Source organism: Aeromonas sp. 602396 (assembly GCF_049173735.1).
GTDB lineage: Bacteria > Pseudomonadota > Gammaproteobacteria > Enterobacterales > Aeromonadaceae > Aeromonas > Aeromonas veronii_A.
In genome coordinates this window covers 643,566-656,445 of record NZ_JAAKSD010000001.1, presented here as the reverse complement: position 1 = coordinate 656,445, position 12,880 = coordinate 643,566, and the positions used below count along the sequence as shown (strand labels likewise).

Below are 12,880 nucleotides of genomic sequence, written 5' to 3'. Positions count from 1 at the left end.
CAAAAAATTCAATCTATAACTTTTTATTAACTTTTAGCCTATTGTATGCGGCCCTTCGAGCCAGAGCAAGGCTCCTTTGCCATCGTGCCACTCGATACAGGCGATCCCCGAGGTGGCGAACATGGGTGCACCTGCGGCCGGGCAGAGGCTTTGCACCAGATAACCCACCAGCGGCAGATGGCTGACCATCAGGATCTGGTCATGTTGCTGCGCCAAAGTGGTGAGGTAGCTGGCCACGAAAGCGGGATCACCGTAAGGGGTAATGTCGCCACTCTCTTCAACGGCTGCTGCGTCAGGTAATTCACTGCATATGGCTTGCCAGGTCTGACGTGCCCGCAGATAGTTGCTGTGGATCACCCGATCCAGCGGGCCAATCAGCTGAGGCGCCAGCCAGCGGGCCATCTGGATAGACTCTTCAATACCCTGCTCGGTCAATGGACGCTGTTCATCTGTTTTCGCATTCATGCCAGCCTGGCCATGACGCATGATATAGATCTTCATTACAACCTCGCCCAACGGGCCTGTTTTGATAGCCGGGGGATCTTACCCCGCCACGGGTGTGGAAACAATTGCGCTACCTCTCAGAAAAGGGTTTGCCTGACGGTATAGCGGGGTCGATAATCATGTTTAAATTCAAATAAATCCAACGTGAGTCACACGCCAATGAGCCCATATGCCAGTCCCAATGACCATCGGCAATACCATTTTCTGGAGCTGGCCAACCGGCTCAGGGTCTTGTTGATTTGTGATCCCGACACCGACAAATCCGCCGCCTCACTGGCGGTCAATACCGGCCATTTTGACGATCCCGCTGACCGGCAGGGAATGGCCCATTTTCTGGAGCACATGCTGTTTCTCGGCACCTGCACCTACCCCAAGCCTGGTGAGTACCAGCAATTTATGAGCCGTCATGGCGGCAGCAACAACGCCTGGACCGGTACCGAGTTCACCAACTTCTTCTTCGAGATCGACAACGGCTTCTTTGAAGCGGGGCTGGATCGCTTCTCCCAGTTCTTTATCTGCCCCACCTTTGATCCGGAGTGGGTGGACAAGGAGCGCAACGCGGTCGACTCCGAGTATCGCCTCAAGCTGCAGGACGATATGCGCCGCAGCTATCAGGTGCATAAAGAGACGGTCAACCCGGCACACCCCTTCTCCAAGTTCTCGGTGGGCAACCTCGATACCCTGGCCGATCTGCCGGGGCGGGATCTGCGCTCCGACCTTATCCGTTTTTACGAAAGCCACTACAGCGCGGATCGCATGGCGCTGGTGATGATCTCGCCGGAATCCATCGATACCCAGTTGCAGTGGTGCTGTCGCTACTTTGCTCCCATTTTGAATCGCAATTTGGGAACCCCGACCCTCACCATGCCACTCTACCGGCTCGATGATCTCGGCGTGCGCATCCACATCAATCCGGTCAAGGAGACCCGCAAGCTTTCGCTCAGCTTCCCCTTGCCCAATGTGGACGAGTTTTACGACAAAAAGCCCCTCACCTTCCTGAGCCATCTGATTGGTTATGAGGGGGATGGCAGCCTGCTCTCCCTGCTCAAGGCGAAAGGCTGGGTCAACCAGCTCTCTGCGGGCGGTGGCATCAGCGGCGCCAACTTCAAGGATTTTGGCGTCAACTTCGGCCTCACCCCTCTGGGCCTTGAGCATGTGGACGACATCCTCGCCGCCCTGTTTGGCTATCTGAAACTAATTGGCCGCGAAGGGCTGCAGAGCTGGCGCTATGACGAAAAACGGACCGTACTCGAATCGGCGTTCCGTTTTCAGGAGCGCGGCCGCCCCCTCGATACGGTGTCGGGGCTGGTGCTCAACCTCTTTAGCTACAAACCAGAGGATCTGCTCTACGGCGACTACATGATGCGCGAATATGACGAGGGGCTGATCCGCCGCTTCCTCGCCAAGCTCACCCCGCACAATTTGCGTATCACCATCACTGCGCCGGAAGTGGCGACCGATCGACTGGCCCGCTGGTATCAGACTCCTTACAGCGTGACGACCATTACCGAGGCCGAGAAAATTCGCTGGCAGCAGAGCGAACCGGATCCGGAGCTGGCGCTGCCCAAGCCCAACCCCTTTATCAGCAGCAGACTCGATCCGCGCACGCCAGAGCTTACGGCCGACATGCCCGCCTGCCTTATCGATCGCCCCGGTTTTCGCCTCTGGCACCTCCATGAGCACCTGTTCAGCGTGCCCAAGGGCAATCTCTACATCTCCATCGACAGCGAACATGCGGTCAAAAATCCGCGCAATATCGCCATGGCGCGCCTCGCCGTGGAGCTGTTGGCTGACCACCTCAACGCCCTCACCTATCCGGCGGAGCTGGCGGGGCTGGGCTACCAGATCTATGCCCATCAGGGGGGCTTTACCATCAACCTGAGCGGTTTTGCCGACAAGCAGCCGCTGTTGCTCGACATGATCCTCGGCAACCGCACCCTGGGGTATCCGGATCCGGGTCGCTTCGCCGAGATCAAAGAGCAGCTCATTCGCAACTGGGACAACCAGTCCAAAGCTCGCCCCATCTCCCAGCTCTTTAACCAGCTCACCAGCCTGTTACAACCGAACAACCCGCCGTTCGAGCAGTTGCTGCGCCACCTGCGCACCGTCGAGCTGGAGGAGATGCCCGGCTTCGTGACCCAGCTGTTTGGCGAGGTGCATGTCGAGGCGCTGGTGCATGGCGACTGGACTGCCGCCGAAGCGCTGGAGCTGGCCGCCTTGATGGAGCGCCACCTGAGCGATATCAATGGCACCAGCAGCAAGCCGAGCGGCGAGACCCGCCGCCCGCTCATCTCCATTCAGGACAGGGGCACCCTTATTCGCGAACAGGGTTGCGATCACGAAGACTCGGCACTGCTGGTCTACTACCAGTCCCGCACCACCCGGGCGCGGGATCTCGCCTGCTTCACCCTGGCGAACCACATCATGTCCTCCACCTTCTTCCACGAGCTGCGCACCCGCCAGCAACTGGGGTATGTGGTGGGCGCCGGCAACCTGCCCCTCAATCGCCATCCGGGCCTGATCTTCTATATCCAGTCGCCGGTGGCGGGGCCGCAGATCCTGCTCGATGCGGTGGAGGAGTTTATCGACCTCTTCCCGCTCGCCATGCTCGAATTCACCGAGCAGCAGTGGCAAGAGAGCAAGGCGGGGCTGCAAGCCCAGTTGAGCGAGCGGGATGCCAACCTGCGCAGTCGCGGCCAGCGGCTGTGGGTCAGCATCGGCAACAAGGATCTGGGGTTTGATCAGCGGGAACGGGTCTGCGACGAGGTGGGCAAGTTGAGTCGCGCCGACCTGGTGCGCTTTATCACCCAATTGCGTTCGCGCACCTCCGATCGGCTGATCCTCTGCAGCTATGGTCAGGGGCACGAACATGACGAGCGGATCACCGGCCAGTTTATCGACGATCCACGGGCATTTCGGCTCAATGCCGCCACCTTCGAGGCCTGATCAGGCCTCGATATCCTCCATTTCTCCTGCCCGCGGTAAATCGCAGGCAATAAAAAGCCGACCCATCAGGGTCGGCTGGAAAAACCATAACAATTGCGACCAAAGCCGCCAAAAGTGAACATGAGCGTGAAAATCAGACACTGAGTTGCTGATCAGCAAGCGGGAAAGACCCGATACTCGCTTTGCAATGCCAACAGTGATTGAGAAACAGCCTCATATTAGGCACTCCCCCCGTCAGTCACGTTGATCTACGTCAAAGGAGGTAGCGAAGAACTTGCAGCTCGATGATTTGTCGGCGCAGATCACCCTTTGGCCGCCCGTTAGCTGCCCGTTAGCCACGGCGAACCAGCCGGTAGGCTACCTCATCGAAGTAGGAGAGCTGACCCGACAGCACCCGCGGGTGATCCACTTCGGCGGCGCGCCCCAGCACCTCGATACGAAAGTCCCGTTCGAACAGGGCTCGCACCTCCATCTCACCCACCGAGAAGGGGGGCTGACTCTGCTGCTCCGGCTGATATTCAAGGGTCACCAGCAAGATCTGGCCACCGGTCTCGACCAGCGCACTGATCAGGGCCGCATACTGGCGGCGCATCGCGGTCGGCAGGGCGATCAGCGCCGCACGGTCATAGACCAGCCGGTAACGGCGACCCAGACTGGGGGCGGCGAAAAAATCCCCCTGAAAAATGCGCAGGCTGTCCACTTGATGGCACTGATAAGGGCCCACTTCGCTGACGGTAGCGGCGAGCTGGTTTTCACTGAAGAACTGGCTGACGGCAAGGCTCGATAGCTCGAAACCGTCGACCGGATGGCCCTGAGCGCTCAGCCAGAGCATGTCGCGGGACTTGCCGCACAGGGGAACCAGCACCGGCTCGTCCGCTTGCTGGGCCGACCACCAGGATTGCAGCCAGTGGTTTAAGTCCGCCTGATGAAAGCCAATCCGGTTCTCTTCCCAACGTTGATGCCAAAACGCAGCTTCCATCGTTATTACCCTTCTGTACTAAAGATGCCTCAATATCACAACTTAACCGGCACCGCGCAACCCTCTCCCCTCCCCTTTTTGCCGCGCAGCCTCTGCGTGTTATCGGGCGAATGACGGGACGTCCCCATGCCCTGCGCCTCGCTGTCGCAATGGGCGCTATTGGCTGCGTTTATGACGGACAAGACATACCAACCCATGCAAAAACGTCATGGGTGTATGGCGATGAAGGAATGAAAGGAATGAAAGGAATGAAAGGAATGAAAGGAATGACGTTGGCAGGCCAAAACGTGCCCGCCAACGCCAGAAAGATCACGACAGCGTGGCGCGAGCGGCCGCCAGCTGGCGCTCGATATAAGCAAAATCGGGACGATCGGCGGGGAGTTCCGAGAGGCAGGCCGCTTTGAGCTGATGCACCCCATCAATCGGTGAGTCTTGCGTATCGCAATGGGCCAACAACTCTTCAAGCAGGCAACCAAAGGCACGCACTTCCAAACGCTCAAGTCCTACGGCCCGCTCGCGGTCGCTGCGCTCATATAAGGAAGCCGCACCAAAATCCCCCAGCAGAGCGCGAGCCGGGGCGTCAAACCCACGGGCAAACAGAATATTGTGGCCGTAGAGGTCCCCGTGCATGATGCCCGCGCGGTGCAGATGGCCCGCTACCGAGGCAATGCCGTGGGCCATCGCCAGCGCATCCGGCACACTCAGATGCAGCTCCTCTGGATAGACATCCCGGGTGCAGGAGTCTAGGCTCGGCGGCCCGGCCAGATTGGCAAAGGCCGGGTCGATCAGCTCCATCACCAGCGCCGGAATGCCGGAGGGGTGATCCGCCACCTTGCCTATCACCTTGATAAGGTTGGGATGAGTGCCCGCCGCCAGCGACGCCGCCATCTCGCAGCGGGGCAGCCCGTCACTGGTCACCGCCCCCTTGAACAGCTTGACCGCCACCTGACTATCATCGCCTCTATCGCTCGCCTGAGTCACTTCATCAGCAGTATTACCCACAAGGGTGGCGCGATGGATAACGCCAGATGCTCCCTGCCCCAGCAACTCGCCCAGCGCCAGCGTCTCCCAGGCAATGGGCGCGACATGGGCATCATCGATGGCCCGCGCCTCCTCCCCTTCGCTAAAGGGGTTGCCTGAGTAGGCAAGCCAGGAAAGGCGCGGCAGCGAGAGCAGCCACTCGGGGAAGCGTTCGATGCGGTTGGCGGCGATGCGCAGCAGCTCCAGCTTGCGGCAGTTGGCAAGGCTGGCCGGCAGCTCGCGCAGGCTGTTGCCCGCCAGCATCAGCTTTTGCAGGGCGTCGCACTGGCCCAGCTCATCAGGCAACTGTTCCACTGCGTTGTCGGTCAGGATCAGCCAGCGCAAACCGGCGGGCAGCGCCTTGGCCGAGACGGTAGCAATCCGGTTGGCCTTAAAGCCCAGCATGGTGAGCGCCGGGCAACGCCCCAGCACCTCGGGCAGCTCGGTAAAGCGGTTCTCGGAGCAGAAGATAATGCGCAGTTTGCCAAACTCGGCCAGCTCGTCGGGGAGCGTGCTTAGCTGGTTGCCGGTCAAATCCAGCACCTCCAGCGTCTCTTTCAGGCTCAAAATCTCGGTGGGGAACTCCGTCAGGTTTTCACAAAGCTTCAGATGGCGGGCACCGCACAGTTCACCCGCACGCAGCTGTTCCAGAGTATGCATAACCGTTTCTCAATCCTGATAATCTGCCTGATGACGTAGCCAGCCATCAGCGCGCGCCGAACCGGGGTCCGGCGGTTTTAAAGGGGGGCATTATAAAGAATCAGGGGGGCAGATCACCTCTTGTAGCTTGAAAGTATGCGGCTTATACGATCGCCAAGACAGCGGCATCTATTGCACGTTGGCAGCGCTTTGCTCGCGGCCAGCTTGCAATGCCGCTGTAGCATGACCTGAATGCACAGCGTAATGAATCCTTATTTCCGTCCGCCCCCTAGCGATTGAATAAATGCCAGCGTACGGCGATTAAACTGCTCCGGCTGCTCCACATTGCAGACATGGCCGCACTGTTCAATAACCGCCAGCGAGGAGCTGGCATCGCGGGCCACCTGTTCGCGCACTGGCGCCAGAAACATATGATCCTCCTCCCCCATCACATAAAGAGTGGGAATGGGCAGGGAGCGTTCACGGAAGTAGCGCATCAGCGGGTTGACCTCGGTGGCGAGGCGGAACCAGCGTTTGAATTCCTTCTGGCAGAGCTTGCGGGCCTCGCGCACAAAGAGGTTGCGCGACTCCTGATGGTGCTGGCGCGGCATGATGATGAAGGCAAACAGCCGGTAGAGCCACATATAGGGCAGGAAGTGCTGGCCGAGTCGGCCCAGCTGCACCAGCACCCGCGAGCGGATATCGAGCCGCAGAATGGCGCCTCCCAGCACCATGCTTTTCACCCGCTCCGGGCAGAGCTCGGCCAGATGGCGAATAAGGATGGTGCCAAGGGAGATGCCGACAAAGTGGGCGCGGCGGATATCGAGATGATCGAGCAGCCGAACGATATCCTCGGTCACTTCCCGAAAGCTGTAGTGGCCCTTGACCACCTGTTGCAGCTGGTGGGACTGGCCGTGGCCGCGCAAGTCCAGCAGCAGCACGTTGAAGTGTTCGCGATAGGCGCGCAGCTGCTTGAACCAGATGGAGGAGCTGCCACCGGCACCGTGGACAAACACCACCCAATCCCGCTCGGGACCCAGTTCGAAAGTCTTGTGATACAACATCCAATAGGCTCCCTTGGTGATGGGGGGTATACTCGGCTGCGCGCATATTAACAGAACAGCCCCGCCGATAGATATGCGCCTGACATGACCCGGATCACCCCTTGCGCGAGAACCCACCATGGATTTGACCCGTTTGCGCCACTTTCTGCTGACCCTGCCGGGCGCCACCGAAGATACCCCGTTTGGCCCGGAGATCCTGGTCTACCGCATCGCGGGCAAGATGTTCGCGCTGGTGGATTGGCAGGCCGAGCCGCTCACCATCAACCTTAAGTGCGAGCCCGAGCTGGCGTTGCTGCTGCGCGAGATCCACCCCGAAGTCAAACCGGGTTGGCATATGAACAAGCAACACTGGAACACAGTGACCCTGAACAGCACCTTGCCAGATGATCTGTGGCAGGGCTGGGTGCACCACTCCTATGAGCGGGTTGTCGCGGGCCTGCCCAAAGCCAAACGGCCACAGGCGCCGCGCCCCCTCCCCCCTACTGACGGCCCAACCTTATGACGCCAGCACTTAATCCAGCACTTTGTATTGTCCCCCTTGGCGAGGCACATATCCCCGCTCTCGTAACCCTGTTTGAGCAGGCGGTGCGACACAGCGGCCCCGAGCACTACAGCGCCGAGCAGGTGGAGCAGTGGGCCCTCGGTTCACAACATCCGGGCTTTGTCAGCCAGCTGCGCGAGCACCACGGCTGGGTGGCGGAGCAGGCAAATGTGCCCTTCGGGTTTGTCACCCTGAGCCCCGATGGCCACCTCAGTCTGCTCTATGTGAGCGCCGACCATCAGCGCCAGGGACTGGGCAATCTGCTGCTCACCACGGCGCTCGCGGGGGCCCGAGGGCTCGGTCTGACGCTCATCACCACCGAGGCCAGCGCCTTCAGTTATGAGCTATTTTTACGACATGGCTTTACGTTGACCGGGCTGGAGTGCGTGGAGCGGGGCGGAGTCAGTTTTACTCGCCATCGCCTGCACTGCTGCTTGCCAAGCTAGGGCAAGCCACTAAAATACGCTTAATTTTCGTATTGTTACTGTATTGAGGCAGCAACCATGGTGGTAGAAAGTGAAGGCTATATCTCGCTGATCGAGTATCTGGTGGAGAGTTTGGGATTGTTTGAATCACAGCAGCAGAACGATGGTGAAGAGACCATCGAAGATCTGGTCAGTGGCCGTGTTGCCAGCAACCTGATGGCCATTTGCGAGCAAAACCCCCAACTCGATCCCAAGGTGCGTTTTGCCATCATGCAGGAGGCCGACGCCGTGGTCGCCGACCTGGAAGAGGTGCTCTCTGCCGTCTGGCTGCGCGCCCCGACCCCGGAACAGAAAACCTTCCTCATCGAGTTTATCGATCTCATCAAGAACCTGTTCGACAGCGCCATCGGCTGATCTGCCGTCCGGCTCTCCCGCCCATCGCAAGATTTCAAAGCAGCAGATAAGGAAAAGGGCCGCCTTGGTGGGCAGCCCTGCTTGCTATCATTTTCAACCCGCCAGTGCGTTCATTCATCAGGCGGTTATCAAGGCAAGAAATGTGTCTGGACTTTGCATCCGATCCCTGGACGCTACCTAGTTAGTCCCGACTGGTCGCAATAAGTTCCCTCCTCCGACCATTTATTTTCACTTTTATTAAGAAATCGACTACAAACCTGTTCAGCGGTTCAGGCTTGGCGGCAAACAGACTCCAATGCCACCCAATCCGCAGTAGCCATCCGGATTTTTCTCCAGATATTGCTGATGGTAATCCTCGGCGTAGTAGAAGGGCGCCAGCGGCAGAATGCGGGTGGTAATGGCACGACTGTCGCCGCTTGCCGCCATCGCCTGCTGATAGGCCGCCATGCTCTGCTGGGCAATGATCTGCTGGCTCTCATCGCCATAGAAGATCACCGAGCGATACTGGGTACCAATGTCCCCGCCCTGACGCATCCCCTGCGCCGGATCGTGCTGCTCCCAGAACAGTCTGAGCAGATCGCCGTAGCTGATCACCGCCGGATCAAACACCACCTGCACCGTCTCGGCATGACCGGTCAGGCCGCTGCACACCTCTTTGTAGGTGGGATTCTGGGTCACGCCGCCCTGATAACCTGCCGCGGTGGAGTAGACGCCCGGCTGCTGCCAGAACAGGCGCTCGACGCCCCAGAAGCAACCCATGCCAAACCAGGCGATCTCCATGTTCTCGGGCCAGGGCCCCTTGGTCGGGTTGCCATTCACCGCATGCTGCTGACCAATCACCATCGCTTCGCGTCGTCCCGGCAGGGCATCTGCCGGTGAAATAATCTGTTCCATGAATTCTGTCCTTGTATAAAACCCTGTGAAATCACACAGCTGACGAAAAGGAGCATCGAAGATAGCAGTTTATCGCGCCGGATCAACCGGCGGGCCCCTCCCCGCTCGCCCCGGCGGCCATCTGCACCGTCCGTCACCCTTTCCCGATCCGCACTGCCAAGCCGCCCCTCGTAGACCAGAAACAGCCAAAACCAATATTTAGTCTTGATTTGTGAATTAATTTTCATATATTGAGCAAATTGCTGTTTTTTTATGGAAGAAATATCAAGTGCGTGAACGCGAACCCAGTCTGGTCAATGCCTTCCGGCAATCCACCCCCTATGTCAATGTGCATCGGGGTGCCACCTTTGTGCTGATGATGGGGGGAGAAGCCATCTGCCACCCCAACTTCGCCAATATCGTCAGCGATATCGCCCTGCTGCAGACACTGGGCATACGCCTGGTACTGGTGTTTGGTTCACGTCCGCAAAACGATGAAGCGCTGGCCCGCGCCGGTATCGAGGCCCAGTATCACAAGCGGATCCGGGTCACCGATGACGAGAGTTTCACCATCATCAAACAAGTGTGTGGCGGCCTGCAATACGACATCACAGCCCAGCTCTCCATGGGGCTCGCCAACACCCCCATGCAGGGGGCGCGGATCAGCGTGGTGAGCGGCAACTTCGTCACCGCCCAGCCGCTGGGGGTGGATGATGGCATCGACTTTTGCCATAGCGGCCGAGTGCGCCGCATCGACGTGGAGGGGATCACCCGCCAGCTCGATCAGAAGAGTCTGGTGCTCATCTCCCCCATCGGCTGCTCGGTCACCGGCGAGAGCTTTAACCTGAGCTCCGAAGAGGTGGCCCGCCGGGTGGCGGTCGACCTCAAGGCGGACAAGCTCATCTGCTTTAGCAGCACCCAGGGGGTAATGGACAGGCGCGGCGAAGCCATCTCAGAGCTCTTCCCCGAGCAGGCCGAAGAGCTGCTGATTGAGCTGGAGCAGGCGGGAGAAGAGATGTCCGGCACCGCCCGCTATCTGCGCGCAGCGATCGCCTCCTGCCGTGGCGGCGTGCCCCGCTCCCATCTGGTGAGCTATCAGGATGATGGCGCCATGCTGCAGGAGCTGTTCAGCCGCGACGGCCTCGGCACCCAGATAGTGCGGGAAAGTGCCGAGCAGGCCCGCGCCGCCACCATCGAAGATATCGGTGGCATTCTGGATCTTATTCGCCCGCTGGAGGAGGAAGGGATTCTGGTACGCCGCTCGCGCGAGCAGCTGGAGATGGAGATCGACAAGTTCACCATCATAGAACGCGATGGCCTGATCATCGGCTGCGCGGCCCTCTACTGCTTTATGGAAGAGGCGATGGCGGAGATGGCCTGCGTCGCCATCCACCCCGACTATCGCAACTCCAACCGGGGGGATCAGCTGGTGGCCAAGGTGGCCGAGCGGGCCAAGCGGCTCGGCATTCGCCGCCTGTTCGTGCTCACCACCCGCTCCATCCACTGGTTCCGGGAGCGGGGCTTTGATCCGCTGGAAGTGGAAGATCTGCCGGTGGCGCGTCAGCGTCTCTACAATTGGCAGCGTCGTTCCAAGGTTTTGTCAAAGACCATTGCCTAAGTTATTGATTCTGCTTTGAGTTAGCCGACAATTTGAACTTTTTCACAAACTCGATTGACAGTGCAATCCAACGCAGGGTATTTCTAAATGCACTCCACCACCCTGGTGGAGCCAGAAGAGGAGCGCTGCCCAGGCAGCCCAAGGGAGGACGCCAGAGTCCGGTGAACTTGGGTCAGGGGGAGCAGCGCCGAGACGAGTGAGGAGACTGGTAACCTCAACGTCGGCTGCGGGGGCTGAATCCCCCGGGTTGTCATCGGTAGTGATCATCCCCCACCGCGCCCTGTCAGGGGCGGTACGGGATGGGCTCTGCAGGTGGAGTGCTTCTGGCCGGGATAGCTTCGTTCATTCCTGCCATTTTCAGCCTCCTCCTCTCTTTTTTGCCCGATGGAACCGGAATCTTAAAATAAGACAGGAGTAAGCAATGAGCCCGATCAATGTCGCCAAGTTTGGCGGAACCAGTGTCGCCAACTTCCCGGCCATGAACCACTGCGCCGATATCGTGCTGGCCAATCCCGCCACCCGGGTGGTGGTACTGAGTGCCAGCGCCGGTGTCACCAACCTGCTGGTCGCCCTGGCACAAGGGGAGCTGGACGAAGCGGGCCGCGACGAGCAACTGGCCAAACTGGCCGGGATCCAGCAGGCCATTCTGACCGATCTCGGCAACCCTGTTGATGTGAGCGCCCTCATTCATGGCCAGCTGGACGACATTCGCCTCATGGCCCAGCAAGCCCACCAGCATACCGATGCGGAGCTGGCCGATCGCCTCATCGCCTGCGGCGAGCTGATGTCTACCCGCCTCTTTACCGAGCTGCTGCGCCAGCGCGGCGTCAAGGCCCACTGGCAGGATGTGCGCCAGCTGATGCGCACCGACAGCCGCTTTGGCAAGGCCACCGTCGATCTGGCCACCACCCGTACCCTCTGCCAGCAGACGCTGGGCCCGCAGCTTGGCGACAGCCTCATCATCACCCAGGGCTTTATCGGCGCCGATGGCGATGGCCGCACCACCACGCTGGGGCGCGGCGGCTCTGACTACAGCGCAGCCCTCTTGGCCGAAGCGCTCGATGCCGCCAGTATCGAGATTTGGACCGATGTGCCCGGCATCTACACCACGGATCCGCGCCTCGTCACCCGCGCCCGCCCGATCCCCGAAATCAGCTTTGTCGAAGCGGCCGAGATGGCCACCTTCGGCGCCAAGGTGCTGCACCCCGCCACCTTGCAACCGGCGGTGCGCCAGAATATTCCGGTGTTTGTCGGCTCCGCCAAGGATCCTGCCGCCGGTGGTACCTGGATCCGCGCCAGCACAGATTCAAGCCCGCTGTTTCGCGCCGTCGCCCTGCGCCGCCAGCAGGTGCTGGTGACCCTGCACAGCCTCAACATGTTCCACGCCTACGGCTTTCTGGCCGAAGTGTTCGGCATTCTGGCCCGTCACCGCATCTCGGTCGATCTCATCACCACCTCGGAAGTGAGCGTGTCATTGACGCTGGATCACACCGGCAGCCAGAGTAACGGCGAACCGATCCTGAGCGACAAGGTACTGGCCGAGCTGGGCCAGCTCTGCAAGGTGGAGGTGGAAACCGGTCTGGCACTGGTGGCGCTCATCGGCAACCGGATGAGCGAAGTGAACGGGGTGGGCAGTCAGGTCTTTGACGCCCTGCGCGAGCACAACATCCGGATGATCTGCTACGGCGCCAGCGCCCACAACCTCTGCTTCCTGGTCAAGGAGAGCGAGGCGGGCAATATCGTCAACCGCCTCCATCAGGAGTTGCTGGACTGACCCTCACCCCGAGGCAATTCCGGCCATGCAACAGGGCGCCAACACGGCGCCAACACGGCGCCCTGTTCATTTGTACTCCGCAA

General features: G+C 59.9%; 11 protein-coding genes and 1 riboswitch. Of the genes, 6 read left to right on the top strand and 5 right to left on the bottom strand.

Translation table 11 applies throughout. The features are described from left to right. Positions 1-33: 33 nt before the first annotated feature. Positions 34-501 carry a phosphohistidine phosphatase SixA gene (gene sixA, locus G5229_RS02845; protein WP_005351311.1) on the bottom strand — a complete coding sequence of 156 codons (468 nt, stop codon included), beginning with the start codon at positions 499-501 and terminating at the stop codon, positions 34-36. A gap of 162 nt (positions 502-663) precedes the next feature. Between sixA and G5229_RS02840 the strand changes: the two genes are divergently transcribed. After that, positions 664-3,450: an insulinase family protein gene (locus tag G5229_RS02840; protein ID WP_421208356.1), complete on the top strand. Its 2,787-nt coding sequence runs from the start codon at positions 664-666 to the stop codon at positions 3,448-3,450. Positions 3,451-3,781: 331 nt separating this feature from the next. Here the strand turns inward: G5229_RS02840 and G5229_RS02835 are convergent, their stop codons facing one another. The 3 genes from G5229_RS02835 to G5229_RS02825 all read right to left on the bottom strand — a co-directional run bounded on the left by G5229_RS02835 (position 3,782) and on the right by G5229_RS02825 (position 7,152). Next, a complete protein-coding gene (locus G5229_RS02835; RefSeq protein WP_421208354.1) occupies positions 3,782-4,429 on the bottom strand; it encodes a thiopurine S-methyltransferase in 648 nt (215 codons plus the stop codon). 309 nt (positions 4,430-4,738) lie between these two features. Next, a complete protein-coding gene (locus G5229_RS02830; protein ID WP_421208353.1) occupies positions 4,739-6,109 on the bottom strand; it encodes a leucine-rich repeat-containing protein kinase family protein in 1,371 nt (456 codons plus the stop codon). 251 nt (positions 6,110-6,360) lie between these two features. Continuing rightward, the gene (locus G5229_RS02825; protein WP_005333728.1) at positions 6,361-7,152 is read right to left on the bottom strand and encodes an alpha/beta fold hydrolase; all 792 of its coding nucleotides are present in this window, start codon (positions 7,150-7,152) and stop codon (positions 6,361-6,363) included. A 118-nt stretch (positions 7,153-7,270) separates the two neighbouring features. Between G5229_RS02825 and G5229_RS02820 the strand changes: the two genes are divergently transcribed. From G5229_RS02820 to G5229_RS02810, 3 genes are read left to right on the top strand one after another with little or no spacing between them, the layout of a single operon-like run. Next, positions 7,271-7,654, top strand: coding sequence for an MmcQ/YjbR family DNA-binding protein (locus G5229_RS02820; protein WP_019446158.1), 384 nt, complete (start codon positions 7,271-7,273; stop codon positions 7,652-7,654). Then, on the top strand, positions 7,651-8,139 hold the full coding sequence (locus G5229_RS02815) for a GNAT family N-acetyltransferase (protein WP_421208351.1): 489 nt from the start codon (positions 7,651-7,653) through the stop codon (positions 8,137-8,139). The genes G5229_RS02820 and G5229_RS02815 overlap by 4 nt, the downstream gene beginning before the upstream one ends. A 57-nt stretch (positions 8,140-8,196) precedes the next feature. After that, positions 8,197-8,532, top strand: coding sequence for a DUF3802 family protein (locus tag G5229_RS02810; RefSeq protein ID WP_005333735.1), 336 nt, complete (start codon positions 8,197-8,199; stop codon positions 8,530-8,532). Positions 8,533-8,793: 261 nt separating this feature from the next. Here G5229_RS02810 and msrA read toward each other — a convergent pair whose 3' ends face one another. Beyond that, positions 8,794-9,426, bottom strand: coding sequence for a peptide-methionine (S)-S-oxide reductase MsrA (gene msrA, locus G5229_RS02805; RefSeq protein WP_421208349.1), 633 nt, complete (start codon positions 9,424-9,426; stop codon positions 8,794-8,796). Between the two features lie 268 nt (positions 9,427-9,694). Between msrA and argA the strand changes: the two genes are divergently transcribed. After that, the gene (gene argA / locus G5229_RS02800; RefSeq protein WP_216953805.1) at positions 9,695-11,023 is read left to right on the top strand and encodes an amino-acid N-acetyltransferase; all 1,329 of its coding nucleotides are present in this window, start codon (positions 9,695-9,697) and stop codon (positions 11,021-11,023) included. A 107-nt stretch (positions 11,024-11,130) separates the two neighbouring features. Beyond that, a riboswitch (Lysine riboswitch) is annotated at positions 11,131-11,354 on the top strand. A 90-nt stretch (positions 11,355-11,444) separates the two neighbouring features. Further along, positions 11,445-12,797 carry a lysine-sensitive aspartokinase 3 gene (lysC, locus tag G5229_RS02795; RefSeq protein ID WP_227340700.1) on the top strand — a complete coding sequence of 451 codons (1,353 nt, stop codon included), beginning with the start codon at positions 11,445-11,447 and terminating at the stop codon, positions 12,795-12,797. Positions 12,798-12,880: the final 83 nt, after the last annotated feature.

Coding starts and splice junctions, on each gene's coding strand:
- G5229_RS02810 (WP_005333735.1), top strand. CDS start 8,197: ATGGTGGTAGAAAGTGAAGGCTATATCTCGCTGATCGAGTATCTGGTG.
- G5229_RS02820 (WP_019446158.1), top strand. CDS start 7,271: ATGGATTTGACCCGTTTGCGCCACTTTCTGCTGACCCTGCCGGGCGCC.
- G5229_RS02840 (WP_421208356.1), top strand. CDS start 664: ATGAGCCCATATGCCAGTCCCAATGACCATCGGCAATACCATTTTCTG.
- msrA (WP_421208349.1), bottom strand. CDS start 9,426: ATGGAACAGATTATTTCACCGGCAGATGCCCTGCCGGGACGACGCGAA.
- G5229_RS02835 (WP_421208354.1), bottom strand. CDS start 4,429: ATGGAAGCTGCGTTTTGGCATCAACGTTGGGAAGAGAACCGGATTGGC.
- lysC (WP_227340700.1), top strand. CDS start 11,445: ATGAGCCCGATCAATGTCGCCAAGTTTGGCGGAACCAGTGTCGCCAAC.
- G5229_RS02825 (WP_005333728.1), bottom strand. CDS start 7,152: ATGTTGTATCACAAGACTTTCGAACTGGGTCCCGAGCGGGATTGGGTG.
- sixA (WP_005351311.1), bottom strand. CDS start 501: ATGAAGATCTATATCATGCGTCATGGCCAGGCTGGCATGAATGCGAAA.
- G5229_RS02830 (WP_421208353.1), bottom strand. CDS start 6,109: ATGCATACTCTGGAACAGCTGCGTGCGGGTGAACTGTGCGGTGCCCGC.
- G5229_RS02815 (WP_421208351.1), top strand. CDS start 7,651: ATGACGCCAGCACTTAATCCAGCACTTTGTATTGTCCCCCTTGGCGAG.